The sequence below is a fragment of the Rhodothermus bifroesti genome, assembly GCF_017908595.1.
Lineage (GTDB): Bacteria > Bacteroidota > Rhodothermia > Rhodothermales > Rhodothermaceae > Rhodothermus > Rhodothermus bifroesti.
Window position 1 is genome coordinate 696,395 of sequence record NZ_JAGKTL010000002.1, and the last position, 25,227, is coordinate 721,621.

22 protein-coding genes are annotated in these 25,227 nt (G+C 56.8%); 13 read left to right on the forward strand and 9 right to left on the reverse strand.

Annotated features, from left to right (window positions below):
* Positions 1 to 9 precede the first annotated feature (9 nt).
* Positions 10 to 579 carry a gamma carbonic anhydrase family protein gene (locus tag J8E65_RS06730; RefSeq protein ID WP_210374867.1) on the reverse strand — a complete coding sequence of 190 codons (570 nt, stop codon included), beginning with the start codon at positions 577 to 579 and terminating at the stop codon, positions 10 to 12.
* Positions 569 to 3,265, reverse strand: coding sequence for a DNA mismatch repair protein MutS (gene mutS / locus J8E65_RS06735; RefSeq protein ID WP_210374868.1), 2,697 nt, complete (start codon positions 3,263 to 3,265; stop codon positions 569 to 571). The genes J8E65_RS06730 and mutS overlap by 11 nt, the downstream gene beginning before the upstream one ends.
* A gap of 214 nt (positions 3,266 to 3,479) precedes the next feature.
* Here mutS and paaA point away from each other — a divergent pair, with 214 nt between their 5' ends.
* Genes paaA through paaD form a run of 4 tightly spaced genes read left to right on the forward strand, consistent with a single transcriptional unit; the run spans position 3,480 to position 6,009 of the window.
* Positions 3,480 to 4,430, forward strand: coding sequence for a 1,2-phenylacetyl-CoA epoxidase subunit PaaA (gene paaA / locus J8E65_RS06740; RefSeq protein WP_210374869.1), 951 nt, complete (start codon positions 3,480 to 3,482; stop codon positions 4,428 to 4,430).
* The gene (paaB, locus tag J8E65_RS06745) at positions 4,423 to 4,716 is read left to right on the forward strand and encodes a 1,2-phenylacetyl-CoA epoxidase subunit PaaB (protein ID WP_210374870.1); all 294 of its coding nucleotides are present in this window, start codon (positions 4,423 to 4,425) and stop codon (positions 4,714 to 4,716) included. The genes paaA and paaB overlap by 8 nt, the downstream gene beginning before the upstream one ends.
* Positions 4,717 to 4,721: 5 nt before the next feature.
* Positions 4,722 to 5,504 (forward strand): 1,2-phenylacetyl-CoA epoxidase subunit PaaC, encoded by a 783-nt coding sequence (gene paaC / locus J8E65_RS06750; RefSeq protein ID WP_210374871.1) that lies wholly within the window; start codon positions 4,722 to 4,724, stop codon positions 5,502 to 5,504.
* A 1-nt stretch (position 5,505) separates the two neighbouring features.
* Positions 5,506 to 6,009 carry a 1,2-phenylacetyl-CoA epoxidase subunit PaaD gene (paaD, locus tag J8E65_RS06755; RefSeq protein WP_210374872.1) on the forward strand — a complete coding sequence of 168 codons (504 nt, stop codon included), beginning with the start codon at positions 5,506 to 5,508 and terminating at the stop codon, positions 6,007 to 6,009.
* A gap of 11 nt (positions 6,010 to 6,020) precedes the next feature.
* Here the strand turns inward: paaD and J8E65_RS06760 are convergent, their stop codons facing one another.
* Positions 6,021 to 7,703, reverse strand: coding sequence for a Rossmann-fold NAD(P)-binding domain-containing protein (locus J8E65_RS06760; RefSeq protein ID WP_210374873.1), 1,683 nt, complete (start codon positions 7,701 to 7,703; stop codon positions 6,021 to 6,023).
* A 16-nt stretch (positions 7,704 to 7,719) separates the two neighbouring features.
* A complete protein-coding gene (locus J8E65_RS06765) occupies positions 7,720 to 9,786 on the reverse strand; it encodes an alpha-ketoacid dehydrogenase subunit alpha/beta (protein WP_210374874.1) in 2,067 nt (688 codons plus the stop codon).
* Between the two features lie 193 nt (positions 9,787 to 9,979).
* On the opposite strand from J8E65_RS06765, the gene J8E65_RS06770 reads away from it, so the two are divergent.
* The 7 genes from J8E65_RS06770 to J8E65_RS06800 all read left to right on the forward strand — a co-directional run bounded on the left by J8E65_RS06770 (position 9,980) and on the right by J8E65_RS06800 (position 16,850).
* Positions 9,980 to 10,771, forward strand: coding sequence for an enoyl-CoA hydratase-related protein (locus tag J8E65_RS06770; protein WP_210374875.1), 792 nt, complete (start codon positions 9,980 to 9,982; stop codon positions 10,769 to 10,771).
* 4 nt (positions 10,772 to 10,775) lie between these two features.
* Positions 10,776 to 11,960: a 3-hydroxyacyl-CoA dehydrogenase NAD-binding domain-containing protein gene (locus J8E65_RS06775; RefSeq protein WP_210374876.1), complete on the forward strand. Its 1,185-nt coding sequence runs from the start codon at positions 10,776 to 10,778 to the stop codon at positions 11,958 to 11,960.
* A 20-nt stretch (positions 11,961 to 11,980) separates the two neighbouring features.
* On the forward strand, positions 11,981 to 12,421 hold the full coding sequence (locus J8E65_RS06780) for a PaaI family thioesterase (protein ID WP_210374877.1): 441 nt from the start codon (positions 11,981 to 11,983) through the stop codon (positions 12,419 to 12,421).
* Positions 12,422 to 12,459: 38 nt separating this feature from the next.
* Complete coding sequence (pcaF, locus tag J8E65_RS06785; RefSeq protein WP_210374878.1) at positions 12,460 to 13,665, forward strand: 3-oxoadipyl-CoA thiolase; 1,206 nt, start codon at positions 12,460 to 12,462, stop codon at positions 13,663 to 13,665.
* Between the two features lie 24 nt (positions 13,666 to 13,689).
* Positions 13,690 to 15,762: a phenylacetic acid degradation bifunctional protein PaaZ gene (gene paaZ / locus J8E65_RS06790; RefSeq protein ID WP_210374879.1), complete on the forward strand. Its 2,073-nt coding sequence runs from the start codon at positions 13,690 to 13,692 to the stop codon at positions 15,760 to 15,762.
* 60 nt (positions 15,763 to 15,822) lie between these two features.
* The gene (locus J8E65_RS06795) at positions 15,823 to 16,377 is read left to right on the forward strand and encodes a hypothetical protein (RefSeq protein ID WP_210374880.1); all 555 of its coding nucleotides are present in this window, start codon (positions 15,823 to 15,825) and stop codon (positions 16,375 to 16,377) included.
* Between the two features lie 77 nt (positions 16,378 to 16,454).
* The gene (locus J8E65_RS06800) at positions 16,455 to 16,850 is read left to right on the forward strand and encodes a YbaN family protein (RefSeq protein ID WP_210374881.1); all 396 of its coding nucleotides are present in this window, start codon (positions 16,455 to 16,457) and stop codon (positions 16,848 to 16,850) included.
* Between the two features lie 9 nt (positions 16,851 to 16,859).
* Here the strand turns inward: J8E65_RS06800 and J8E65_RS06805 are convergent, their stop codons facing one another.
* The 3 genes from J8E65_RS06805 to J8E65_RS06815 form a co-directional block, all read right to left on the reverse strand.
* Positions 16,860 to 18,290: a polysaccharide deacetylase family protein gene (locus J8E65_RS06805; RefSeq protein ID WP_210374882.1), complete on the reverse strand. Its 1,431-nt coding sequence runs from the start codon at positions 18,288 to 18,290 to the stop codon at positions 16,860 to 16,862.
* A 22-nt stretch (positions 18,291 to 18,312) separates the two neighbouring features.
* Entirely contained in the window at positions 18,313 to 21,171 is a 2,859-nt protein-coding gene (gene alaS, locus J8E65_RS06810; RefSeq protein ID WP_210374883.1) for an alanine--tRNA ligase, read from the reverse strand.
* Positions 21,172 to 21,281: 110 nt separating this feature from the next.
* Positions 21,282 to 21,899 carry a DNA-3-methyladenine glycosylase gene (locus J8E65_RS06815; protein WP_210374884.1) on the reverse strand — a complete coding sequence of 206 codons (618 nt, stop codon included), beginning with the start codon at positions 21,897 to 21,899 and terminating at the stop codon, positions 21,282 to 21,284.
* 52 nt (positions 21,900 to 21,951) lie between these two features.
* Here J8E65_RS06815 and J8E65_RS06820 point away from each other — a divergent pair, with 52 nt between their 5' ends.
* Entirely contained in the window at positions 21,952 to 22,542 is a 591-nt protein-coding gene (locus J8E65_RS06820; RefSeq protein WP_210374885.1) for a tetratricopeptide repeat protein, read from the forward strand.
* Here J8E65_RS06820 and J8E65_RS06825 read toward each other — a convergent pair whose 3' ends face one another.
* On the reverse strand, positions 22,543 to 23,736 hold the full coding sequence (locus tag J8E65_RS06825; RefSeq protein WP_210374963.1) for a thiolase family protein: 1,194 nt from the start codon (positions 23,734 to 23,736) through the stop codon (positions 22,543 to 22,545).
* A 377-nt stretch (positions 23,737 to 24,113) separates the two neighbouring features.
* A complete protein-coding gene (locus J8E65_RS06830; RefSeq protein WP_210374886.1) occupies positions 24,114 to 24,326 on the reverse strand; it encodes a cold-shock protein in 213 nt (70 codons plus the stop codon).
* A 153-nt stretch (positions 24,327 to 24,479) separates the two neighbouring features.
* Between J8E65_RS06830 and J8E65_RS06835 the strand changes: the two genes are divergently transcribed.
* On the forward strand, positions 24,480 to 25,211 hold the full coding sequence (locus J8E65_RS06835; RefSeq protein WP_210374887.1) for a DUF72 domain-containing protein: 732 nt from the start codon (positions 24,480 to 24,482) through the stop codon (positions 25,209 to 25,211).
* Positions 25,212 to 25,227 lie beyond the last annotated feature (16 nt).

Genomic DNA, 25,227 nt, shown 5'->3' on the forward strand with positions numbered 1-25,227 from the left:
CGGTCTGCCCTAACGGAATCGATCTGGAGGAGTTTCCAAAGGGGTGTAAAACGGGTTGTGCTCAGGCCGCACCTCGCCTCGATAGATAGCACTGTACTCCAAATAGTTTTGAGCATAGCGGGCGATGCTCGCCACCTCATCGTCGCGCAGCGTGCGTACCACCCGGCCTGGAACGCCCAGCACCAACGACCGAGGCGGTACCTGCATGCCCGGGGGCACAAGCGCCCGCGCTCCAATCAGGCTATCGCGCCCGATCACCGCGCCATCGAGCACCACAGCCCCAATGCCAATCAGTACGTTCTCTTCTATAGTGCAGCCATGAAGCACAGCCCCATGACCTACGGTAACGCGTGGGCCAATTTGCGTAGGGGCTGTACCACGGGTTACATGGATGATGGCGCCGTCTTGAATGTTTGTAGCTTCACCGATGCGGATCCAGTTTACGTCTGCCCGCACCACAGCACCAAACCAGATGCTGGCATACGGCTCTAGCGTCACATCGCCAATGATAACAGCATTCGGTGCAATAAAATTGGTTGCGTCAAAACGCGGATACGCACCTAAAAAATCACGAATCATGTTGCATAACCAAGCGCTTAAGTTCATCCACTAAAAGCAAGGCTTCAATCGGCGTAAGGCGGTTGGGATCGATGCGGCGCAGGCGCTCTTTAAGCGCTTCTGTCACGGGATCAGGGGGTGTCGTTGCAAACAGCGACAGCTGCCAGATGCCTGGTTCGGCTGGAATGCGTGTGCGGCGCGGCACAGGCACTGCACGCACCGATTGTTCATCGCCAACAGGCGCTTCAACCATTAGGTGCTGGGCCTCTAAGTGCTGCAAGATTTCACGAGCACGCAGAACCACCGGCTCTGGGAGCCCAGCCATACGTGCGACCTCGATGCCATAGGAATGGTCGGCTCCTCCTGGCACAAGCTTATGCAGAAAGATCACCTTCCCCTCGTGCTCTTCCACTTGTACACGGTAGTTTTTCACGCGCGGCAAACGCTCGGCAAGCTCGTTCAGCTCATGATAGTGCGTGGCAAACAGCGTGCGGGCTGCCACCGAAGGTGTCTCGTGCAGATACTCCACCAAAGCCCAAGCAATCGATAACCCATCAAAGGTCGACGTCCCCCGTCCCACTTCGTCGAGCAAAATTAGCGAGCGGGGTGTAGCATTGTTGAGAATGTTTGCCGTTTCGTTCATCTCCACAAGAAACGTGCTTTCTCCCGCAGCCAGATTATCCGAAGCGCCCACGCGGGTAAAAATGCGGTCAACAATGCCAATGCGGGCGCGCCGGGCCGGGACGAACGAGCCAATTTGCGCCAAAAGTACAATTAGGCCTGTTTGACGCAGCACCACGCTTTTGCCCGCCATGTTGGGACCTGTGATGATGAGAATTTGCTGCGAGGTGGTATCCAGGTAGATGTCGTTCGGGATGAACGGCTCACCAGGAGGCAGCGTCCGCTCGACAACCGGATGACGCCCTTCTTCAATGAGCAACTCGGTACCTTCGTGGAGTTCAGGACGTCTGTAGCCGTAACGGTCGGCCACTTCGGCTAGGCTGCAAAATACGTCCAGCATCGCCAGCAGCGAAGCATTTAGCTGCAACTCGGCCGTAGCCTCGGCTACCTCAAGCCGCAACCGGTTAAACAATTCCCCCTCCAAGCTGACTATCTTCTCTTCGGCCGAAAGAATTTTTTCTTCGTACTCTTTAAGCTCGGGCGTAATGTAGCGCTCGGCATTAACGAGCGTTTGCTTACGGATGTAGTGCGCTGGGATTTTGTGGCGATGGGTGTTGGTGACCTCAATGTAGTAGCCAAACACCTTGTTAAAGCCCACCTTGAGCGAGGGAATACCCGTACGTTCAATTTCCTTTTGCTGTAGCCGTGCGACAAAGTCTTTCCCAGAGCGGGCAATTTCACGTAATTCGTCGAGCTCTGGACAAAAACCATCGCGAATCACACCTCCCTCACTAAGGGTAGCCGGTGGATCATCGACAAGGGCCTGCCGAATACGCTCAGTCACCTGCGCACACAGCGTGAGTTGCTCGGCCAAACGACGTAGCGTATCGCAGGCAACATCGGCCAAAGCTTGCTTGATTGGAGGAATTTGCTCAAGTGTAAGGCGCAGGTGCATCAAGTCACGTGGGGTAGCCCGACCAGTACAGACGCGCGCTGCCAGCCGCTCCAGGTCGCCTACCTGGCGCAGTTCTTCACGCAGCCGTTCCCGAAGCCGACGGTCTCGCACAAGCGCTTCGACAGCATCAAGGCGTTTCTCGATCTGACGAACGTTTTTCAACGGCCGCAGTAGCCAACGCCGCAAAAGACGCCCCCCCATCGGGGTGAGCGTCTCATCGAGGATTTGCACCAGTGATCCCTCCTGACGGCCATCCTGCAGCGAAGCGACCAACTCCAGGTTGCGCTTCGTCTGCGGATCGAGCACCATGAACTCTTCACTAGCGTAACGCGTCAGGCGACGTACATGCGGCAACCGGCCTTGTTGCGTTTCGTTCAGGTAGTGCAATGCTGCACCTGCTGCACGCAACCCCAAACGCAAATCGTCAACCCCAAAGCCTTTGAGCGAGTGCGTTTTAAAATGGCGCAGCAGCACTTCGTAGGCATACTCAAAACTAAACACCCAATCCTCAAGCGGCGTGAGCACAAACGCAACTCCCTTGACCCCCTGCAGGCGTTCACGCTGACGCTTATCAACAAGTACTTCGGCTGGACTAATCGTCTGCAGGAGCTCCTCCAGGCGTTGCACCGGGACCTCGGTTACCGAAAACTCGCCTGTTGAAGCATCCAAAAAAGCAAAACCTACCTGATCCCGCTCATGTCGCTCCGTACCCCAGACAACCGCTGCCAGATAGTTCGACCGCTTAGGATCCAGCAGATGCTCGTGAAGGGATACCCCCGGGGTAACAACCTCAACCACATCGCGCTTAACCACCTTGCGCGCCAACTTGGGATCCTCGAGCTGCTCACAGATAGCCACCCGGTAGCCCGCCCGGACCAGCTTAGGCAGGTAGTTATCTAGTGCATGATACGGGAAACCCGCCAGCGGCACATCAGCCGCCTGGCCATTGGCTCGCTTGGTTAGCGTAATGCCCAGTACGCGGCTGACAATCTGCGCATCCTCCTCAAAGGTCTCATAGAAATCCCCCATCCGAAACAGCAAAATGGCATTCGGATAGCGGGCTTTAATTTTGTAGTATTGCCGCATTAGCGGCGTCTGACCAGCCACTTTGTCCTCCCGTGCTGTGGCCATCCGCGGTAACCTGTTATCTCAAGCACTCTATTAAGGTAGCACGACCACGTTGGGCCCCGCAACGCATCCGGATTTATTTCAGCATTGGAACCCCTCGAGCCTCAACCGGTTCATACTTTTGGCAACGTATCTTCGCCTAATCTTAACAGGCGGAACCCTCAGTCAAAAGATCGCGCAAAGCGCTAGGATTTTTCACCTATTCGGAAGCGGTTTCATGATGGATCAACACCTGCACGCCTTTGAGGCACGCATTGCTGCGGGAGAAAAAATTGAACCGCGCGACTGGATGCCCGAGCGCTACCGCCAGCAGCTCATCCGCATGATATCACAGCACGCGCACTCCGAAATCGTGGGCATGCTCCCCGAAGGCAACTGGATCACGCGAGCGCCAACGTTGCGTCGCAAGATGGCGCTGCTGGCCAAAGTGCAGGACGAAGCTGGCCATGGCCTTTACTTGTACAGTGCTGTAGAAACCTTGGGCGCAGATCGAGAAGCCCTCATCCAAGACCTTCTTGCAGGTAAGGCCAAATATTCTAACGTTTTTAACTACCCTACGCTCACCTGGGCCGATGTAGGGGTGATCGGTTGGTTCGTGGATGGTGCGGCCATTGTCAATCAGACGATGCTAGCCAAATCGTCCTACGGCCCCTATGCCCGTGCCATGATCCGCATTTGTAAAGAAGAGGCCTTTCACAAACGCCAAGGCTACGAGATTTGCGTCACGCTGGCCCAGGGTACGCCAGCGCAGCGACAAATGCTTCAGGACGCCATCAACCGCTGGTGGTGGCCCACGCTGATGATGTTTGGTCCACCCGACGACCAATCGCCCAATAGCGCTGAACTCCTGCGCTGGAAGATAAAGCGTAAAACCAACGATGAGCTGCGCCAGCACTTTATCAACATCACGGTTCCTCAAGTGCTGGCCTTGGGCATGACACTGCCTGATCCACAGCTGCGCTACGATGAGGCGACAGGCAACTGGTGCATCGGACCTATCGACTGGGATGAATTTTGGCGCGTTATCCGCGGCTACGGCCCTTGCAACCGTGAACGGCTCGAGGCGCGTCGAGCCGCTTATGCAGAGGGCGCCTGGGTCCGCGCAGCTGCTCAGGCCTATGCCCGCAAATATGCTACCCGGCAAACAACCACGGTAAGCCATGCCTGAAGAGACCAACGGACTCAGGCTCTGGGAAGTATTTGTGCAGCCTCGTAGCGGAGCGCCCCACGAGCATGCCGGCAGCATCCGCGCTGCAAATGCTGCAATGGCACTTGAGCATGCCCGCGATGTGTATGCCCGGCGTGGACCCGTTGTAAGCCTTTGGGTCGTGCCCACCGATGCCATTCACGCTACTAGGCCCGAAGACGTGGGACCGTTCTTTGATCCGGCCGACGACAAACCCTACCGGCACCCCTTGTTTTACAAAGTGCCACACGGTACGCAAAACGTCTAGGCCTCATGGAAACGCCCGCTTTAGACGATACCCTGCGGGAGGCACTCTTTACCTACCTGTTGCGCCTGGGGGATGATGCGCTCATTTTAGGGCACCGGCTGTCGGAGTGGTGCGGCCACGGTCCATACCTCGAAGAGGATATTGCGCTGGCTAACCTGGCACTGGACTATCTGGGGCATGCCGAAGCGCTGCTCACGCTGGCCGGCGAGATCGAAGGCGCTGGCCGCACAGCCGATGACCTGGCCTTTCGCCGCGATGCCTTGGCGTTTTGCAATGTGCAACTGGTTGAGCTACCCCGGGGAGACTTTGCCTTCACCATCGCGCGACAGTTTTTGTTTTCTGCCTATGCCCACTTGCTCTACGGTGCCCTGCGTGCGAGCCGTCTTCAGCCGCTGGCCGGCATAGCGGCCAAAGCCCACAAAGAACTGACCTATCACCTGCGCCACAGCCGTACATGGATACAATGCCTAGGTGAAGGCACTGAAGAAAGCCACTGCCGCCTGCAGCGCGCTTTAGACACCTTGTGGATGTATACCGGAGAGCTCTTTGAAGTCGACGGCACACTGCAGGCGCTCATCACAGTCCACATTGCCCCCGACATGGCGACCCTCTACCCGCAATGGAAAGCAGTGGTTGAAACAGCGCTTCAGGAAGCTACCCTCAACATCCCAGACCCCCCTCCTTACATGGCTACTGGTGGGCGCCGAGGCCATCACACCGAGCACCTAGGGCATCTGCTCGCTGAAATGCAGTTTCTTCCCCGAGCTTATCCAGATGCCAAGTGGTAATATGACAGCAGCCGAAGTGCTCAACGTGCTTGAAGCAGTTCAGGACCCTGAGATTCCGGTCTTGAACATCGTAGAACTGGGCATCGTGCGCAACGTGCACCTGGAAAACAACAGGGTGCAGGTGGATATTACCCCAACGTACAGCGGCTGCCCAGCCCTGCAGGCAATCGAAGAAGCGATCGTGCGCCTACTCCAGGAGCAAGGATTCCAGCAAGTCATCGTACGCAAAGTGTTTCAGGAGCCCTGGACTACCGACTGGATGACCGAGAAGGCCCGTGAAAAGCTCCGTGCCTACGGCATCGCGCCCCCTGCACCACACCACGAGGAAGCACCTGATTTCATACCGCTCCCTTTTCTCAGCAAGCACACGCTTTCTGCTATTCCTTGTCCTTTTTGCGGTGCTACACAAACACGCCAGACCAGCGCCTTCGGCTCCACAGCTTGCAAAGCTCTCTTTTTCTGCGAAGCCTGCCAGCAGCCTTTTGAGTACTTTAAGGCCTGCTAGAAAGCTAGCCGCTACTTAATGCGATACCCCCCTTCTTCGTTAGCAAAGATCCAAGCCACAACTTCGCCGATCTCAATTGTGTCATGCAAATAGGTCGTACGCGTGATCGAAGCCGTGCCCTGCGTGTGCAAAAAGGGCTTAGCGGCCATCATGCGCGCAAAACGCTCCTGCCACCGCTGCATATTGACAGGACGCAGATCGACCCAGCCCTTACGTGCCCAGCGGTCGATGGCTTCTGGCGTAACCTCCACCGTATCGTAGATGCTCTCTGGAATGTTAATAAACGGCCCACGAATGAGCTGCTGGCCGTCTGGAGCCAAAACCGGCACACCGATAGAAATGATCTGGTTACACAAATCCGGATGATCTCCGAGATAGCGATACACCACCTGGGCTATTTCCTCGGATGATGCCTGACAAACGGCCCTCAGCGTCTTGTAGGTCAACTGAAGCAGGTAGGCCTCGTAGAGCAACTTAGAAAGTTCAGGGGGGCCCAGTTGACCCAAGGCTACACTATGCGTACCTGATTCTTTTTCGAGCTGACGCAATCGGCGCAAGGCCGTGTGGCGCAAGACGCCAGCCCGATAGCTGGGCACCATGACGTTACTGTCGATACCTGCAATGATGTCGTGTCCCGTGTTGCTGCCTTTAATCTCTAGCACGACCTGCTCGGCCACTTCTTCGGGCGTGAGAAACTCCATCTGGCCGATATGCGTGATGGTTTCAAACTCCCCCCGAGCAAAAAAGCCGTTCTCTCCGGTATCCACGCCAGCCATCATAAGCTCACCTTTTTGGTGATATCGGCATGGGTCTTCTCGGAGCGCCAAGCGGTCGTGCAAGGACACGACGCGCCCTTCATAAACAAACCTCGGCTTACCGCGGTGGCGTACCGGTTGCAATGCAACCCGACGGTAACCGATCATGGCGGCCGGCTTTACTTCCTTAACCAACGGTCCACCTGGCGTGCGCGCCATAAGAAACAGCAATCCCGTATGGGCGAAAGCCATGGCCGTCTTGGCCATGAGCTGCACACTTGGCCGGTCTTCGCTGTGCGTATAGGGAATATTTAGGCCCATGCCCCCTGTACCTGTCGTACCCACCTTGATGTACAGCCGAGTGCCCACTTCACACATTGCCTGGTGTAACAGGCGAACATGTCGAATGAGCTGCAGCGTAGCTTGGGAAATCAACAGCATGCCTACATCCTGGACAAGCTGCTCCCGGAGTATGGGATCATCGGGACTTTCATCTAGCTGCCGGAGCGCCTCATGGGTCTTTAGACTGATGCGCTCTACGTCTTGATAGCTGAGCGCTGTAGCCGTGTTGATACAGTCCACAATCACGTCCGGGCGATAGGTACGAATCAGGCCCACGAGCACCGATCGCTCGTAAGCAGCCTGAAAATCACCAAACAAGTCTTCGTAGAGCGCCTCGCGACATTTCGAATCCTTGAGCAACTCCTCCCGAGCAACTTCACGAAAGGCCTCCCGCACAAACACGTCGCCCCAAGTGCCCACAAAATCGATGTGAGGAAACTCCTGACGCACTTCAGCTAGAAATTCCGCAACTTCGACCTCATACAGACTCGAGACCACGATTTTTCTGGGCTGAAGCTGCCGAGCAACTTCGCGAACGATCTGAGAACCTACCAGACCGGCACCGCCCAGCACCAAGAAACATTCGTCGCGTAGCATGTTGGTTTTTTGATCGTTAAAAAGTTAAAAGCCCATGCATAGCGTCCGCGATACGCTCCACCTGGGGAAGCGCCGCCTCCATCAAACCTGGATTGTAGGGAATAGGGATGTCTGGAACCGCTAGGCGTTCGATAGGCGCGTCCAGGTAGGTGAACGCCTTGCTTGCCAGCACGGCGCTGACTTCAGCGCCAAAACCAGCCGTCAGCGTATCTTCATGCACGATGAGGCATCGACCCGTTTGCTGCACTGAGGCCACCACCGTTGTCTGATCCCAGGGCTTGAGCGTGCGCAGGTCCACGATTTCTGCATCTACTTCGGCCAGCTGGCAAGCTTGCTCGCAGCGGTAAACCATAGCTCCCCAGGTTACCACCGTAAGGGCTTTGCCTGTGCGCACAATACGTGCTTTTCCGAAAGGCAGCACAAAGTTGTCGCCAGGATAAGGCCGACGCGCTCTTGAATCGTCCAGCAGTAGTCGGTGCTCAAAAAAAATCGTAGGATTAGGCGAGCGCATTGCGGCTCGGAGCAAACCCACCGCATCCTCGGCATTGGAGGGATAGGCTACCTGCCAGCCGATGGCATGCACCCATCGCACTTCATCGGAAACGCTGTGCCAAGGATCCCCTACTTTTGCAAATCCACCGGGCATGCGCACCACCATAGGCGCCGCAAAGCGGTTAGCTGTACGCCAGCGGATCGTCCCACAGTTGCTGAGCTGCTCGGTGGCCGGATCTGCGTATTTCCGAAACTGGATTTCGGCTACCGGCATTAGGCCAGCCAGCGCCATGCCTACAGCCCTTCCAACGATGCCTTCTTCCGAAAGGCTGGTGTCAAACACACGGGCTGGGCCAAATTCTTCCTGCAGTCCCAATGTAGCGGTGTGCACCCCGCCTTTTTGACCCACATCCTCTCCCAAAACCACCAGTCGAGGATTCAGGCGCAGCTCATAGGCAAGTGTGCGCCGAATGGCTTCAACCATCGTCAGGCGCGGCGCTGTAGGCTGCGGTCGATCGGTGCCCGTAGGCAGGTGCAGCCCTTCTGGAGCTATGCCTCCGGCCTGTTGCACTTCAAGCGCACCTTCTTTATCCCTTTCAGCAAACACGTAGCGCGTAATTTGCGATGCATCAGGCTCTGGCCGGCCTAGGGCAGCTTCAAGGGCCGCATCAACATCCTGCTGCACCTGCGCTACAAGCGCCTCCCATGCTTCCAAAGTCAGGTATGCCGGTACCATAAACCTGCGCAGCGCCGGCAAGGGATCTCGGGCAACCTCGGCAGCAAGTACTTCTTGCGACTTGTAAGCCTGATTGTCTTGCCCCGAATGCCCTGAAAGCCGCGGCACCGTTAGACGCAGCAGCGCCGGTCCATGGCCAGCACGCACGTAGGCTACCGCCTCATGCAGCAGACGCGCAGTCTCTTGTGGCTGCGTTCCCTCTCCATCGAGCACCTGAAGGTTCGTAAACGCGGCCAGATTCTGAGCAATGTTACCCCCAGGCGTCTGCAGCACACCCGGCACCGAAATGGCATAGCCGTTATCCTCAATGTAAAAAAGCACAGGCAAGCGCAGCGTGGTGGCAATCGTCAGAGCTGACCAAAAGCCCCCTGTAGCCACAGCCCCTTCACCACCATGGGCCACGGCAATCGCACCCTGATAGACCTCCTCTCCTAGCACTTCCGCTCGGTACCTAATGGCCTGCGCCCAACCCACCGCTGGCGTAAACTGCGCCCCTACGTCCCCAGCCATTGGCAGCACGGTAGGTCCCTGTCTTCCGGGCAGGTTACCAATAACACCCACGTCTCGACCATCGCTGTAGCCACCTGCCTTTGCCAGTGCTGCAGCCAACGCCTCTTCCAAAGAAACGCCTAACGCGAGCAAAAGCGGGCGCGCACGGTAATACGTGCTCACGCCATCTTTGGGATGGGTTAGAAGCATCCCCAAGATCACCTGAGACAGCTCATGACCTCGCGCCGAAAATTGATACCGCACGCGACGTTCCGGCATCAGCCGCTCCTCCTCCAGCGCATCCATCCGGCGAGAGGCCAACACCCAATAGGCCACACGCTTCCAATTCAGTTGCTTTGCACCCATGCCCAATACGCTCTCCCAAAGTGCTTCCAAGTGAACCTTTCTAGCCTACACCCCAAAGCTGGAAGCGCTTCTATAATAGCACAACTCGTCTTCTTCTTCAAGGTAACCCTTCCCAAAAGTATCCAGATAGGCTTTCCGTTTTCCTTGCTTCTTGGTAACTTAACTTTGGAACCGCTTTCAAGACTAAACTGCCATGGCCTACCGCTTTATCAACCTCGATTTCGACACGGGCGTAGCTATTTTGACCCTCAACCGGCCTGAGGTCCTGAACAGTTTTCATCGACCCATGGCCGAGGAAACGCTTCAGGCATTGCAGCAAGCAGCCGAGGAGGCCTCCGTGCGGGCTATAGTGCTCACCGGCGCTGGGCGAGCTTTTTGTGCTGGACAGGACCTGCAGGCTGTGCTTCCCCATAAAGGCGCAGCAGCTCCAGACTTGGGCGAAATCGTGCGCACGCAGTACAACCCTATGATCCGCCTCATTCGCCATACCGAAAAGCCTTTCGTAGCTGCCGTCAATGGCACTGCGGCCGGCGCTGGTGCCAACATCGCACTGGCCTGCGACTTTGTCGTAGCTGCTGAAAATGCGACGTTTATACAGGCATTTGCGCGCATTGGTCTCATTCCTGACAGCGGCGGCACCTTTATGCTTCCCCGACTGGTGGGCTTGGCCCGGGCCACTGCATGCATGATGCTAGCCGACAAAGTGTCTGCTGCTGAAGCCTATGCACTAGGAATGATTTACCAGGTCTGCCCACCCGATAAACTGATGGAAGAAGCCATGCAACTGGCCCGTCGGTTGGCTGCCCTGCCTACGCAGGCACTGGGCTTAATCAAACGCGCACTCAATCAGTCTTTTGTAAACTCCTTAGATGCCCAGCTTGAGCTGGAAGCCCAGCTGCAAGGCGAGGCTGGTCGCACAGCAGATTATCAGGAAGGCGTGGCAGCCTTTTTGGAAAAACGCATGCCGGCTTTTCAAGGCAAGTAGCTAGATGTCCTCCTCTTTGCCAACAATAGGCGTTATCGGTGCTGGCACCATGGGGCGCGGAATTGCCCAGGTAGCGGCAAGCTCAGGGCACCCGGTCTTGCTCTACGACATCCGCCCACAGGCACTGGAAGAGGCCCAGCAACATCTCGAACGCATCCTGCATCGCCTGGTCGAAAAAGGCCAACTTGCCCCTGCCCAAGCAGCTGAAACGCTACGCCGCATTACGTTTTTGAGCGACAGTTTGGAGCCGTTCCGTTCGTGCAGCCTGCTGATTGAAGCGATCGCCGAAGACTTGGCAGCCAAGCAGACGCTTTTTGCACAATTAGAGCGATGGACAGCAGCTGAGGCTCTCTTGGCAACCAATACTTCGTCGCTTTCGGTTACGGCCATTGCTGCGGCTTGCCGTCATCCAGAACGTGTGCTTGGCTTGCATTTTTTTAACCCCGCTCCCCTCATGCCCCTTGTCGAGGTCGTGCCGGGCCTTGCTACAACCTCTGAAGTGATCGAGCGCGCCTATACCCTCATGGAAAGCTGGGGAAAGGTCCCGGTTATTGCGCGCGACACGCCAGGCTTTATCGTCAACCGCATTGCTCGACCCTTTTACGGCGAAGCTCTACGCCTACTTGAAGAAGGCGTAGCCGACGTACCCACAATAGATTGGGCCCTCTGCACCTTTGGTGGTTTTCGCATGGGGCCATTTGCCCTCATGGACCTCATCGGCAACGACATCAACTACAAGGTAACCGAAACGCTTTGGAAAGCCTTCTTTTATGAGCCGCGCTACCGGCCTTCCTTTATGCAGCAACGCCTCGTTGAGGCCGGAAGACTAGGCCGAAAAACCGGGAGGGGATTTTACGACTACCGAGAAGGCGCCCAAAACCCACCGCCTACTACCGATGCAAAACTAGGGCAACAAATTTTTGAGCGTGTGCTGGCCATGCTGATCAACGAGGCCGTCGATGCGGTTTTCTGGCGCATAGCTTCGCCAACCGACATTGACCGGGCCATGATTTTAGGCGTAAACTACCCCAAAGGTCTGCTGCACTGGGCCGAAGAGCTGGGACTAGCAACGGTGCTGCACTGGATGGAGACGCTCTACGCAACCTATCGAGAAGAGCGCTACCGGCCTAGTCCCCTATGGCAACAAATGCTGCAACAAGGCCGCCGTTTTTTTGAAGAAACGCCTTAATAACCATCCCTTACTCGCACATGAACCGTCCTGCAGGCGATTTAGCAGCCCAGCAACAAGCCGAACGCATCGTGTCCCAAATGATGGCCCATGACGCGTTTAGTCAATGGTTGGGGATTGAAGTGGTGTCGGTTGCTCCAGGTCGCAGCGTTGTACGCATGACCGTACGCGAGGAAATGCTAAACGGCTTTTCCGTAGCGCATGGGGGCATTGCCTATGCCCTGGCCGACAGTGCCCTAGCTTTTGCCTCGAACTCCTGCGGACTGGTAACCCTGACGTTGGAAAGCACGGTCTTTTATGCCCAAGCAGTCCATGTAGGCGAAGTACTGACCGCCGTAGCCGAGGAGGTCTCCAGCGGCCACCGCATGGCCCTCTACGACGTGGTCATCACCCGAGCCGACGGCAGCCGCGTCGCCTTTGTCCGCGGCACCGTGTACCGCACGAAACAGCCGCACCAATAAACCGTTTGTTCTTTCCGGAAGCGCTTTTACATCCAGCAATGTCCCAAGCTTACATTGTCGACGGCGTACGCACGCCTATTGGACGCCTAGGGGGCGCATTGGCAACCGTACGGGCCGACGATCTGGCCGCCCACGTGCTACGAGCTTTGCTCCACCGACATCCACAAATCGATCCTGCTGCCATCAACGACGTGTACTTGGGCTGCGCCAACCAAGCTGGTGAAGATAACCGCAACATAGCCCGAATGGCCCTGTTGCTGGCGGGCTTACCCCCCAGCGTACCTGGGGTAACCATCAACCGACTGTGCGCCTCAGGCATGAGTGCTGTTGTGGAAGCCGCGCGAGCTATTTGCTTAGGTGAAGGGGACCTCTACCTGGCGGGCGGCATCGAGCACATGACGCGCGCCCCGTTTGTACTTTCCAAAGCTAGCCAGCCCTTTGGACGCGACGTAGCGCTCTACGACACCACCTTGGGCTGGCGCTTCGTACACCCCGAAATCGAGGCACGCTACGGCGCCGAATCCATGGGAGAAACGGCTGAAAACCTGGTTGAACGGTACGGCATCTCTCGTGAGGCCCAAGACTGGTTTGCCTACTGCTCTCATCAGAAAGCAGCAGCTGCCCAAAAGCGCGGCCGCCTGGCCTTAGAGATCGTGCCGGTTGAAGCTCCCCAGCCTAAAGCACCCCCTCGGCGCGTCGTAGACGACGAGCACATCCGGGCAGATACTACGCCGAAGGTCCTGGCCCAGCTACCACCTGCATTTCGGCCCAACGGTACCGTCACTGCCGGTAATGCCTCGGGGCTTAACGACGGGGCGTGCGCCCTGCTCCTGGCTTCTGAAAACGCCCTTCGACGCTTCAACCTAACCCCCAAAGCCCGGCTTGTAAGCAGCGCTGTCGTTGGCGTTGAACCCAGGTTCATGGGGATTGGACCTGTAGAAGCCAGCCGCCGCGCACTTGCACGCGCCGGCCTAAACTTTGACGACCTAGACCTTATTGAGCTCAACGAAGCTTTTGCTGCTCAGGTCCTGGCTTGCTTGCAGGAGTGGGGGCTGGCTGCCGAAGACCCCCGTCTGAATCCGAATGGCGGCGCTATTGCCTTAGGCCACCCTCTAGGCATGACTGGGGCTCGCCTGATCTTAACCGCAACGATCGAACTGGAGCAGCGCCAAGCCCGCTATGGACTCTGCACGCTTTGCGTAGGCGTCGGCCAAGGCATGGCCATCGTAATGGAACGCATCTAACCTCTAAGCTACCTGCTACACTCCATGGATACGACCCTCTACCTCGGTAAAATTCAAAGTTTTGCCCAAGGACACTGGCATACGCCGCAAACCACAGGCCGCCCTGTTTACCACGCGGTTACGGGTGAACCCATCGCGGAAATCTCCAGCGAAGGGCTAGATTTCAAAGGCATGTTAGACTATGCCCGAACGGTTGGGGGCCCTAACCTACGCAGCATGACGTTTCACGAACGGGCCCGTATGCTTAAAGCCCTGGCGCTTTACCTCTCAGAACGCAAAGCCGCATTTTATGAAATTGCTCAAGCCACGGGAGCTACCCGGCAGGATGCCTGGCTCGACATTGACGGGGGGATCGGTACCTTTTTCGTTTATGCCAGCAAAGGTCGCCGTGAGCTGCCTAACGAGCACTTTCTGCTAGAGGGCGAGCCCGAAACCATCTCGCGAGGTGGCACTTTCCTAGGCCACCACCTGCTGGTACCCCTTGAAGGCGTCGCTGTGCACATCAACGCGTTTAACTTTCCATGTTGGGGTATGCTTGAAAAGCTTGCCCCTACGCTTTTGGCGGGCATGCCCGCGATTGTCAAGCCCGCTTCGGTCACGGCCTACGTGGCCGAGCGTATTGTGCGTGCCATGCTAGACTCTGGACTGTTGCCTGAAGGGGCCTTGCAGCTCATCTGCGGCAGTGTGGGGGATTTATTTGATCACCTGACGGGCCAGGATGTGGTTACGTTTACTGGGTCGGCCGAAACAGGTCTGCGTCTCAAAAGCCACCCCACCGTGCTGCGAGAGGCTGTCCGTTTTAACCTGGAAGCCGACTCGCTCAATTTCTCTATGCTTGGCCCAGACGTCACGCCAGACCTGCCGGAGTTTGAGCTTTTCATCCAGGAAGTCATCCGAGAAATGACAATTAAAGCTGGTCAGCGCTGCACCGCAATCCGACGTACACTGGTGCCGGCGGAAAAAATAGATGCAGTGCTGGAAGCGCTATCGGAGCGCCTACGACAAGTGATCGTGGGCAACCCTGCTCATGAGCGCGTCCAGATGGGTCCGCTGGTAAGCCGCGACCAGGTAGCCGAAGTCCGCTCGCGCCTAGAAGTGCTAGCCGAAGCAGGAGAACTGCTTTGCGGTGGCGGGCAAGACGGATTTCAGGTTGTTGGAGCTGATCCCAATCGCGGGGCTTTCTTTCCCCCAACGCTGCTCTACTGCGCCCGTCCTTTCGAACATGCGGCTCCCCACACGGTGGAGGCCTTTGGGCCAGTAAACACGGTCATGCCTTACCAGGACCTAGACGAAGCCATTCGCCTGGCCAAAATGGGCCGGGGCAGCTTAGTAGGATCCCTCATTACCACCGATCCTGAGATCGCGCGCACCGTTGTGCTGGGCACCGCTGCCTACCATGGGCGCCTGCTGGTACTCAACCGTGAATGCGCTCGAGAAAACACGGGGCACGGTGCTCCCCTGCCCCACCTGGTGCACGGCGGCCCCGGACGTGCCGGCGGTGGCGAAGAGCTAGGAGGCCTCCGCGGTCTATTACGCTACATGCAACGCACTGCCCTGCAAGGCGCCCCCACCATGCTCACCGCAATCTGCAAAGAATGGATGCCTGGAGCTGCACAGCCAACTTCCGAAGTGCATCCCTTCCGAAAATATTTTGAGGACCTCACCATTGGCGAAACGCTAACCACTGCCCGGCGCACCGTTACCGAAGCCGACGTGGTCAACTTTGCCGGCATCAGTGGCGACTTTTTCTATGCCCATATGGACGAGCTGGCCGCTTGTGAAAGCCCGATCTTTCAAGGGCGCGTGGCGCACGGCTACTTTGTGCTGTCAGCAGCAGCTGGCCTATTTGTCGATCCCCGCCCAGGGCCAGTGCTAGCCAACTATGGCCTTGAAAACCTGCGCTTTACCAAACCCGTCAGACCAGGCGATACCATCCAAGCTAAGCTCACCGTGAAAAAGAAAATCCCACGCGAAGGCGATCCCCCCAGCGGCATTGTTGTCTGGCATGTGGACGTCCTCAATCAGCACCAAGAAGTGGTGGCAAGTTACGACATTCTCACCCTTGTTGCCCTACGGCCTAATGCGGCTACTGCATAGCAACAGAACCGAATCGCTTTCGCAACGTAAACATTTCGTGAACACTGAAGCGGCGCACTCATGCCGGAACGCTACGAGACGTTCGACGATCTGGGCACGCTGCACCACATCCGCTACCAGGTTGCATGGACGGTTGCCCTTACGCTAATAGGTCTGGTAAGCGGATTGGTACTGCTGGGGCTTACGCGTCAACACACCCCAGCCGATTTGCTAATTGCCGGTCTGCTCTGCATCAGTTGGGGCATACTGGCCGCGTGGGCAGCCTTGCGCCTCCACCGGCTACAACAACTCTTTTGGCGCATCACGTTTTCTGACACAGCAATCACCGGCTACGACTACAGCCGTCACGCCCACACGATCGGGTGGCATGCCATAGAACGTTTGGAACTCACGGATCAGGATTTACGCCTGCATACCGAAAATGGCCGCCAGTTGATTATCCCAAACTATCATGCCGCTTTTCCCGTTTTAGGTCGAATCTTGATCGACTGGGCAGAACGCACAGGATGCCCGCTATACTTGAATGGCCAACCTTTTGAAGCAATTAATATCCGTAGCTTTCTAGCTTTACCACCCGATATTACATTGCCGGCCGACTCGGCCAGTACTTCTTGAGCGCATTTCAAAAACAGGTGAGAACGGTCGCTGTGGTGCAGCGTTGTGCTTTACCAAACAAAGACACGGTAGCGCCTATGCGGGTTGTTTGGCTAGGAAGTGGTCTGGTGTGCACTGGTTTGGGCTTTCTTGGGATTATCCTGCCCATTGTGCCAGCCACACCCTTTTTCTTGCTGGCTGCTTATGCTTTTGCCCGTAGCAGCCCACGTCTAGAACAGTGGCTGCTGGATCTACCTCGCGTTGGGCCATCCATTCGTGCCTACCGTGCCGGCTTGGGCATCCCGCGCCGCACCAAGCGCTGGGCTACCCTAATCATTGTACTTTCGCTGATGTTCAGCACTTGGCGCCTGCCGATCCTGGAAGCTAAGCTCCTGGTACTAGCCTTGGGAGCTGTAGGTCTTTGGTACATCTATCGACGCGTACCCACCCGCGAAGACGTTTTGGCCCAAGGTGCGCGTAGTCACGAGGGCTAAACCCCAAGGCTAATACCAGCCCTCAAGCGCAGATCGCAGATTTACGATACATGCATCTTGTGCAGCAACCTGCTTTAGCGTTTGCGTAAAATGGGTTTTCCAACCCGGAAAATCCATTTCATCCCATAGCGTATTGTGCCAGAGTGCCACGCACAGGCCGCCATAACGGCGGCAGTTAGTCAGCAGCGCATCCGTAACCTGAATCGCTTCAGGTAGGCTCAGCCCACGTCGAACAAACAGCGTTGACTCCATCATAGCTAAGGGAAACTCCCAAAGCGGCAGTGGGGCATTGGCCTCGATGTCAAAAAGTTGAAAAGGCAAGCAGGTACCGTGCCGAAATCCTTCATGCTCAGCCCAACCCAAAGAACTATCAATCCGAAACCCAGCAGCAGCAAGCAGCCGAGGAGTGGTGGGGGTAATCCAGCGCAAGTAATGCGTACGCACCGAAACGAGCGGTTGCTGCAGCCTCTGCGCAAGTCGCTCTTGTTCTCGAAACAGGTGCTTAGCATGCGTTGCAGCATGATAGCTAGGATGTAAGCCCACTTCCATACCCGCTGCTTCAAGCCGATGCAGCCAATTTTGCAGGTGTCGATCTATCTCATAAGGGACATCATAAGCGCTGGTCGCACCGGCTTTCAAAAAAAATGTAGCGCTACCTAGGGGCTGCACTTGTTCCATCATGCCAATCAGGGCTTTGCGGAAAGGATCTTGCCCGCCCAGCCATGACTGGAGCACCTTGAAGGCGCGCCGGAGTCGCCTAGAAATAGGTTGTTGCAATTGACCGCGCAGCAAATACCCCCAAAACTCGCGGTATAGCATGCCGGGTCGCCATTTACGCACGTAGTCGATATCGAACGTTGGGCAAAATGCCCAGCGATGTCCACGCCAGCGGCGCACGCGCAGCGGTAGACCGTGTTGAGCGAGCTGGATTGCCAATGCCATGCGCGTCGCCTCGACAGGCGGTTGCGTAGCCAAACCCAGCATGGCTTGCAGCGAGTCGGCATAGCGCACGCGACCATGCACGTCGCGCGGCCGCAGGACATACTCCTGCCATCCTGAAAGCCAGAAAAACGCAGAGGCTATTGGATCTGCCGCGCCATCGGGACTTCCGAACAACACAGGCCAGCGCCCTGCCCCAGCGTGCTGCCAGCGTACCCTGCGGGCATCGTAGGGCTGGTAGCCGGCAAAATAGGCCAAGGTAGTTTCATGCAACGCAACGCTGATTACACCTTTAGGCCAGCTGTTGCCCTCCGGCCCATAGTACAAACCCTGGCCAAGCGCGCGAAGCGTATCCCGATCGACCCAGCGTGGGGCCAATCCCAGAGGCAACAGCAGCATGCGAAGGGCATAAGCGGCCTTGGGCAACCAAGCATCTGGCCCTTCAACGCAGCAGGGCAGATAACCGACAGTGGGCTTCGGATCGGGCCAAACGTTTGACATGCACCAAAGCGTGAAGCAAAGCTCAGCTCACCATTTGCTGCACCAGCCTAGGGACGGCCTGGAGAGCCTCGGGCAGTTTGTCAGGCATTCGCCCACCGGCTGTAGCCAGCGTCGGCCGCCCACCCCCTCCTCCACCCACAATGCGCGCCACTTCGCCCACCAAGCGTCCAGCCTCTAGACCGCGCCCCACCACATCGTCGGTTACGGCTGCAGCCAGATAGACTTTGTGGCCTTCTGGATCAACTGTTCCCAGCACGGCCACACCTTCACGGCCAAGCTGATCTCTAAGCGCCTGCGCTAGCTCGCGCAGCTCGTCCATAGAAGTCGGCGGGAGCTGACCGGTGACCACCCGCACACCATCCACACGGTGGGCTGCTTCAACCAATGCAGCCAATCGCATCTGCTGCTGCTCGCGCCGCAGCGCCGCTAACGCTTTTTCTAAACGCCGCTGCTCTTCCAGCAGTGCTGCAATTTCATCGGCCAAGGGGCGCTGCAAGCTTTTAAACTGCTCGCGTGACCGCTCCAGTTCTTCAAGCTGCCGGTTAATCCAAGCTAAAGCATCCTGGCCAGCTAAAGCCTCTATGCGTCGAATGCCGGAAGCAACTGAGCCTTCGGAGACGATACGCAACACACCCAACTCCCCAGTGGCTGCCACATGCGTACCGCCGCAGAGTTCTACGGAAAAGTTGGGGTCAAACGTAATTACGCGCACCCGGTCACCGTACTTTTCGCCAAAGAGCGCCATAGCCCCCCGCGCGATAGCTTCGGCATACGGGACGTCGCGCTCTTCGATGCGGGGCACGTTGCGCTGAATTACTTCGTTTACGCGGGCTTCAATCCGGCGTAGCAACTCGGGGGTTACGCGCTCAAAGTGGCTGAAGTCAAACCGCAAGCGGTCGGGAGCCACCAGCGAGCCTTTTTGCTGCACGTGGGTTCCTAAAATTTCACGTAATGCGGCATGCAGCAAATGCGTAGCCGTATGGTGCTTCTGAATGCGCTCGCGCCGAGCGACATCGACCACTGCTTCAACCGGGGCATCCAAAGCAGCTGGGAGCCGGTCTACCACGTGCACGATGTGGCCTGTTTGTTTCTGCGTATCCAGCACATGCAGGGTTTCCTCACCCACACGCAGCAAGCCGGTGTCGCCTACCTGCCCGCCACTTTCTGCGTAGAAAGGCGTTTGGTCCAGTACCAGTTCGTATCGAAGTCCTTCAGGCGTCTTAAGGGTACGTACAGCTCGGATGCGTGCTTTGTCTACGCGGGTTGTGTCGTATCCTACAAAAACCGAGTCTTCCCCATCACTGATGCGTTGCCATCCGGCGGCTTCTTCATCGGCCGGGAGCCCTGCAATCCCAAAGGTAGAAGCTGCGCGTGCCCGTTCGCGTTGGCGATGCATGAGCGCTTCATACTGTGCCATATCCACACCTAGCCCCTCTTCACGGGCCATCAGTTGCGTCAAATCGACCGGGAAGCCGTAAGTGTCATGCAAAAGAAAAGCCAGTTCACCAGGCACATTCTTTTCAGCAGCGCTCTTTAGAAAGGCCGCGACAGCAGCCTGGCGATCGGTTGTTCCATAGGCCTTCTCCAGCAGGTCAAGCGCCGGACCATCGCGCAGCAGCTCAGTCCGGACGACCTCAAGCGGCTGACCCTCAGCCGTTGCTTTAAGATAAGGGATTAACCGCTCAAAAAATGCCAGTCCAGTGCCTAGTGTGGCCAAGAAGCTCTCCTCCTCAGCCCGAATGACGCGCTCTATGTACGTACGGTGGCGTTCAACTTCTGGGAAAACGCGCCCCATCTTGTGTGCCAGGGGTTCGACAAGCTGGTATAGAAAAGGCTCCCGAAACGCCAGTATCTGATAGCCGTAGCGAACGGCACGACGCAAAAGTCGCCGAATAACGTAGCCACGGCCAGCCGGGCCAGGGACTACCCCATCGGCAATCGCAAACGCAATGGCGCGGATATGATCCGCCACCACGCGCAATGCTACGCGCACCCGCTCACGCTCCCGATCGTCTGCTATGCGAAGATCGTCGTAGCCGCGCACGTCTTCCCGCGGTGAAAGCTGTGCAGCCCGCTCTAGCAGTGGGGCAAACAGGTCAGTGTCGTAGTTCGACGTCTTGCCCTGAAGCACCGCCACAATGCGCTCCAGCCCCATGCCGGTATCGACATGCTTGGCCTTAAGTGGCTCTAGGCGACCATCAGGCAGGGCATTGTACTGGATGAATACCAGGTTCCAGATTTCCATCACCCGCGGATCCCCCGCGTTAACCAATGCAATACCCGGTAGACGACGCCGCTCTTCTTCAGGCCTAAGGTCGATGTGAATCTCACTGCACGGACCGCAGGGCCCGGTATCGCCCATCATCCAGAAGTTGTCCTTGGTTGGGCAAAATTTGATGTGTGTGGGATCGATCGAAGTCTCTGTCTTCCAAAGCTCAGCTGCCTCAATATCGGGCTCTAAACCCAAAGCCTCATCCCCTTCATGAACCGTAGCATAGAGCCGGTCAGGATCTAAGCCCCAGCGTTCAACAAGCAATTCCCAAGCCCAGCGGATAGCTTCCCGCTTGAAGTAGTCGCCAAAGCTCCAGTTACCCAGCATCTCGAAGAAGGTGTGGTGGTAGGTGTCGTGCCCCACCTCTTCAAGATCGTTGTGCTTTCCCGAAACCCGCAGGCATTTCTGCGTATCGGCAGCGCGCTTATAGGGCCGGCTACCCGTGCCTAGAAACACATCCTTGAACTGGTTCATCCCCGCGTTTGTAAATAGCAGCGTGGGATCGTTCTGCGGCACTAACGGCGCGCTAGGGACAATTTCATGGCCCTTTTCGCGGAAAAAGTCCAAAAACGACTGGCGAATCTGCTCGGAGGATTTATAGGTGCTCATGGGCAAGTTAACGCTCCTATAGGTCAACTTTCCTTTTAGGACAGCAAGAAACGCTGCATTTGCCGGCCAGGTGCCCGCTGTTCAAAACTACGTTCATTGCGGCAATGAGCCTAACCACGAAAAGCGGGTGACACATAGGGGGAATTTCGCACAAAAAAACGCCAGGGCAGGTCGTTACCACGGGAGAGGCCAATCCGACCTGATGTCGCTACAAGGGCATCGGACACAGGCTCACCAGCTGCAAAATACAAAGGTGGACAGGTCAATGGCCTGCGGTGATAGCGGCCATCGATGTCAAAAGCCATCGTCAGGCGCCCCGGCCCCCCGGTGAGCTCATGCGGACGGCGCGCACGCGGCCGCTGCTTCTGCATAAATGTTAGCCCTTCCAGGGGCTCCACAGCCCGAATAAGCACAGCGCCACCCACACCTTCAGGTTCAGTGACCACATTCAGTAGCCAGTACATACCGTAGTTTAGGTATACATAGGCTGTCCCCGGCGGCGCAAACAGATCATAGGCACGCCCCTGGGGCCGCACCTGACCCGTCTCCGGGTCCACCAAACGCCACCCATGAAAAGCAGGATCATCCTGGCGATAAGCCTCAGTCTCTACAATACGTCCTATCAGACGCACGCCACAGGGATGCTCATGCACCAACCATCGCCCCAATAAGTCGCGGGCTACTTCGAGCGTTGGACGCGCAAAAAACGTATCCGACAGCCGCTCCATGGCTGATTTGTCCAACATATTGACTAATTCAATCTGCACGCCTAAACTATGTATGCACCATGCAGCCGATCTTATGCTTCGCCAATTGATCGTTCTTGTCGTAGGGTGTTTTGCAGTCCTGACGGTGCTGGCCCAGCCTTCGGACTGGTCAACGCTGTTTGTCCAGGCCATGCGCCTCAAGGATGCCGGGCAATTTGACCAAGCCGCACCGCTAGCTGAGCAAGCGTTGGTGCTGGCACAGGCCCAATACGGGCCCGAAAACCGAAGTGTCGGCTTGGTACTCAACCTTTTGGGCATCATTTATACCGAGCAAGGAAGATACGCAGAAGCCGAGGTCTTTCTCGAGCGTGCGCTAAGGATCTACGGGAAATGGTTTGGAGAGACATCGCCCGAGCGGGCTGGTGTATTAAATAACCTGGGGCGCCTTTATTTCAAGTGGGGACGCTACGCGCATGCCGAAGCAATACTGCAGCAAGCGCTGGCATTTTTTGAGCAGGCTTACGGGCCCCATAGTCACCGCTTGCGCTACTCTTTAGAAAGGTTGTCCGAAGTCTACCAAGCCATGGGGCGCATCGAAGAAGCCCGGCGTTATGCCGAGCGGGCAGCGCAACTTCCGCCGCCCCCACAGGCATCGCAGCCGTAGCTACCTTAGGCGCTCAAGGGCCATAGCGGTGCTACCGCCCATACCATGGCAAATCGCGGCCAGACCAAACGTTTTGTCGTGTTGGCGCAGCGCGTGTACAAGCGTTACGAGAATGCGTGCTCCCGAACAACCGATCGGATGGCCCAGCGCAATAGCCCCACCGTGCACGTTGAGTTTTTCATAGGGCACGCCCAGCAGTCGATGAAACAAGATATTGTTTAGCGCAAAGGCCTCGTTGTTTTCGAACAGGTCGAAGTCCTCTACATTGCGCCCAATGCGACCCAGCAGTCGACGTACGGCAGGCACCGGCGCTTCTGGAAAACGCCAAGGTTCTCCAGCAGCCCAGCACCCCCCTAGCAGCCGGGCTATGGGCTTCAGCCCATAGCGTTCAACAGCCGCTCGGCTAGCCAGCAGAAGCGCCGCGGCACCATCGCTAAGCTGACTGCTGTTGCCGGCCGTAAGTACGCCATCGGGTTTAAAGACCGGGCGCAGTGCCGCTAGCGCCTCGCGCGTCGTGTCTGGTCGGATGCCTTCGTCCCGATCGAGCATTTTTGTTTCACGGCCTTCGCAGTACGTAAGCGGGACGATCTCTTCCGCAAACGCACAGCGAGCTGTTGCCTCAGCCGCCCGCTGGTGCGACATCAAAGCGATTTCGTCCAGGGCTTCCCGGGGAACGCCATGTTCGGCAGCTAGACGTTCGGCCTGCTCACCCATGGCCTCACCGCTCAGGGGATCTGTCAGGCCATCATAAAGCAGCAAATCGACAAGTTGCTCTGGAGCCCCGAGCAGAAATTTGTATCCCCAACGTGCCCGAGCCGAAAGGTAAAATCCAGCACCTGACATCGACTCCACGCCACCAGCCAGTAGTAAATCGGCTTCTCCAGCCCGGATCATCGTGGCAGCAGTTAAAACACTCATCATACCCGAGGCGCAAACCATATCAACGGCCAGCCCATCTACTGCTTCTGGAATGCCTGCTTTAAGCGCAGCTTGGCGTGGAATGAGCTGGCCATGCCCACCACGCAGCACATTACCGAAGATGTAGCCATCTAGAGCCTCACCTGCTACACCCGCTCGGGCTAAAGCAGCTTTCATCACCTGAGCAGCCAGCTCAGCAGGACTGTAACTTTTTAAAGCGCCACCAAACTTTCCAATCGGCGTGCGTACGGCAGCAACGATATAGACTTCTTGCATAACTTGCCACGTCATTTGGAAGCGGTTTCAAAACACGACCTAAACCGTTCTCTCTTACAGCTTGTTTCTCTTAAGCGCAGATCTTGGCCCTGCTGTGCGCCCACACCTGCCTAAAATACCAGAGGCCAGATGACCCACAGTTATTTGCTTTGAAAACTAGCCCAAAGCCAACCTCAGGCACAGGCGCTACTAAACGAAGCCGGTGCCCATACGCAATAGCACCACAATGCGTGGGGCAAACGCAGCTCACCTGAAGAGAGGAATCTTGTGTCTCGCTGTTATTTTAGCGCGTACGGCGCAGATAAGCGACCCCTCAGGTCTTTCTTAGCCAAGAAGGCCCAGCAGTAACTGGGCCTTCTTGTTTAGACGTTTGCGCTTTAGACGTCCAGTCGTTTCACATCGACTGCCTGCAAACCCTTTGGTGTGCGACGAATTTCAAAGCTAAGCCGCTCACCTTTGCGCAATTCTTCTCCGTAGCCCAGGCCGACTACCGCACTTCGATGTACAAAGACATCTTCCCCCCCATTCTCTTGTTGGATGAAACCATAACCCTTCTCGGCGCTGAACCATTTGACAATACCCCGAGGCATAACCTAAACCTGTACTGGGGCCGGGAGTCCTTCGCCCCGCAAAGCCAGAAGTGCGATGCAGTCAACGACGGGCAACCGGCCGGTGGAACAATACTGTGAACAGAAAACTGCAACAGTTAGTTTGCCTTATGGTTCCTTGCAACAGCTGTTTTGATGCTTGGAAACGTACGCATTGGCACTTCTGGCTGGGCTTACCGGCACTGGCGGGGCGTGTTGTATCCCGCCCAGCTCCCCCCGCGCCAATGGTTATCCTACTACGCTCAGGAATTCACAACGGTCGAGGTCAACAGCACATTTTACCATATACCCCAACCGACCACCGTGGCTCACTGGTGCAGCCAGGTACCCGAAGCCTTTCAGTTTGCCCTTAAGGTCAACCGACGCGTTACCCACCAACACCGTCTTCTGGATTGTGCTGACGTGCTTAAGGCTTTTTTTCAGGCCATTGATCCGCTAAAGACCAACCTTGGGCCTTTGCTGTACCAATTGCCTCCCAGCTTGCAGTGCGACCTCAAGCGCCTTGAAACGTTTGCCAGCCAGCTCCCTACCGACTGGCTTCATGCCTTTGAGTTTCGTCACCCAAGCTGGTTCACCCCAGCCGTGCACGCGCTACTGCACCACCATGGCCTTATTTTCTGTGTGCACGATTGGGCACGTATGGAGGTACCTTCTTGGGCCACCGGACCTGCTGTCTACGTGCGGCTGCACGGCACCACCGGTCGTTATGCAGGAGGCTACGCCAAGGCCGCACTGGCACTATGGGCTGAACGCATCCGCCACTGGCAAGCCGAAGGAAAAGCTGTGTACATCTACTTCAACAACGACATCGGTGGCCACGCCATACATAATGCCCGCACTTTAAAAGCCCTTTTGACGGCTGGTTGACGTCACCCATGGGCTC

Coding starts and splice junctions, on each gene's coding strand:
- paaC (WP_210374871.1), top strand. CDS start 4,722: ATGGAAACGCCCGCTTTAGACGATACCCTGCGGGAGGCACTCTTTACC.
- J8E65_RS06830 (WP_210374886.1), bottom strand. CDS start 24,326: ATGCCTCGGGGTATTGTCAAATGGTTCAGCGCCGAGAAGGGTTATGGT.
- J8E65_RS06835 (WP_210374887.1), top strand. CDS start 24,480: ATGCTTGGAAACGTACGCATTGGCACTTCTGGCTGGGCTTACCGGCAC.
- mutS (WP_210374868.1), bottom strand. CDS start 3,265: ATGGCCACAGCACGGGAGGACAAAGTGGCTGGTCAGACGCCGCTAATG.
- J8E65_RS06770 (WP_210374875.1), top strand. CDS start 9,980: ATGGCCTACCGCTTTATCAACCTCGATTTCGACACGGGCGTAGCTATT.
- J8E65_RS06775 (WP_210374876.1), top strand. CDS start 10,776: ATGTCCTCCTCTTTGCCAACAATAGGCGTTATCGGTGCTGGCACCATG.
- paaD (WP_210374872.1), top strand. CDS start 5,506: ATGACAGCAGCCGAAGTGCTCAACGTGCTTGAAGCAGTTCAGGACCCT.
- J8E65_RS06800 (WP_210374881.1), top strand. CDS start 16,455: ATGCGGGTTGTTTGGCTAGGAAGTGGTCTGGTGTGCACTGGTTTGGGC.
- J8E65_RS06820 (WP_210374885.1), top strand. CDS start 21,952: ATGCACCATGCAGCCGATCTTATGCTTCGCCAATTGATCGTTCTTGTC.
- paaB (WP_210374870.1), top strand. CDS start 4,423: ATGCCTGAAGAGACCAACGGACTCAGGCTCTGGGAAGTATTTGTGCAG.
- alaS (WP_210374883.1), bottom strand. CDS start 21,171: ATGAGCACCTATAAATCCTCCGAGCAGATTCGCCAGTCGTTTTTGGAC.
- J8E65_RS06815 (WP_210374884.1), bottom strand. CDS start 21,899: ATGGAGCGGCTGTCGGATACGTTTTTTGCGCGTCCAACGCTCGAAGTA.
- J8E65_RS06795 (WP_210374880.1), top strand. CDS start 15,823: ATGCCGGAACGCTACGAGACGTTCGACGATCTGGGCACGCTGCACCAC.
- J8E65_RS06780 (WP_210374877.1), top strand. CDS start 11,981: ATGAACCGTCCTGCAGGCGATTTAGCAGCCCAGCAACAAGCCGAACGC.
- paaZ (WP_210374879.1), top strand. CDS start 13,690: ATGGATACGACCCTCTACCTCGGTAAAATTCAAAGTTTTGCCCAAGGA.
- J8E65_RS06765 (WP_210374874.1), bottom strand. CDS start 9,786: ATGGGTGCAAAGCAACTGAATTGGAAGCGTGTGGCCTATTGGGTGTTG.
- J8E65_RS06760 (WP_210374873.1), bottom strand. CDS start 7,703: ATGCTACGCGACGAATGTTTCTTGGTGCTGGGCGGTGCCGGTCTGGTA.
- paaA (WP_210374869.1), top strand. CDS start 3,480: ATGATGGATCAACACCTGCACGCCTTTGAGGCACGCATTGCTGCGGGA.
- pcaF (WP_210374878.1), top strand. CDS start 12,460: ATGTCCCAAGCTTACATTGTCGACGGCGTACGCACGCCTATTGGACGC.
- J8E65_RS06825 (WP_210374963.1), bottom strand. CDS start 23,736: ATGCAAGAAGTCTATATCGTTGCTGCCGTACGCACGCCGATTGGAAAG.
- J8E65_RS06805 (WP_210374882.1), bottom strand. CDS start 18,290: ATGTCAAACGTTTGGCCCGATCCGAAGCCCACTGTCGGTTATCTGCCC.
- J8E65_RS06730 (WP_210374867.1), bottom strand. CDS start 579: ATGATTCGTGATTTTTTAGGTGCGTATCCGCGTTTTGACGCAACCAAT.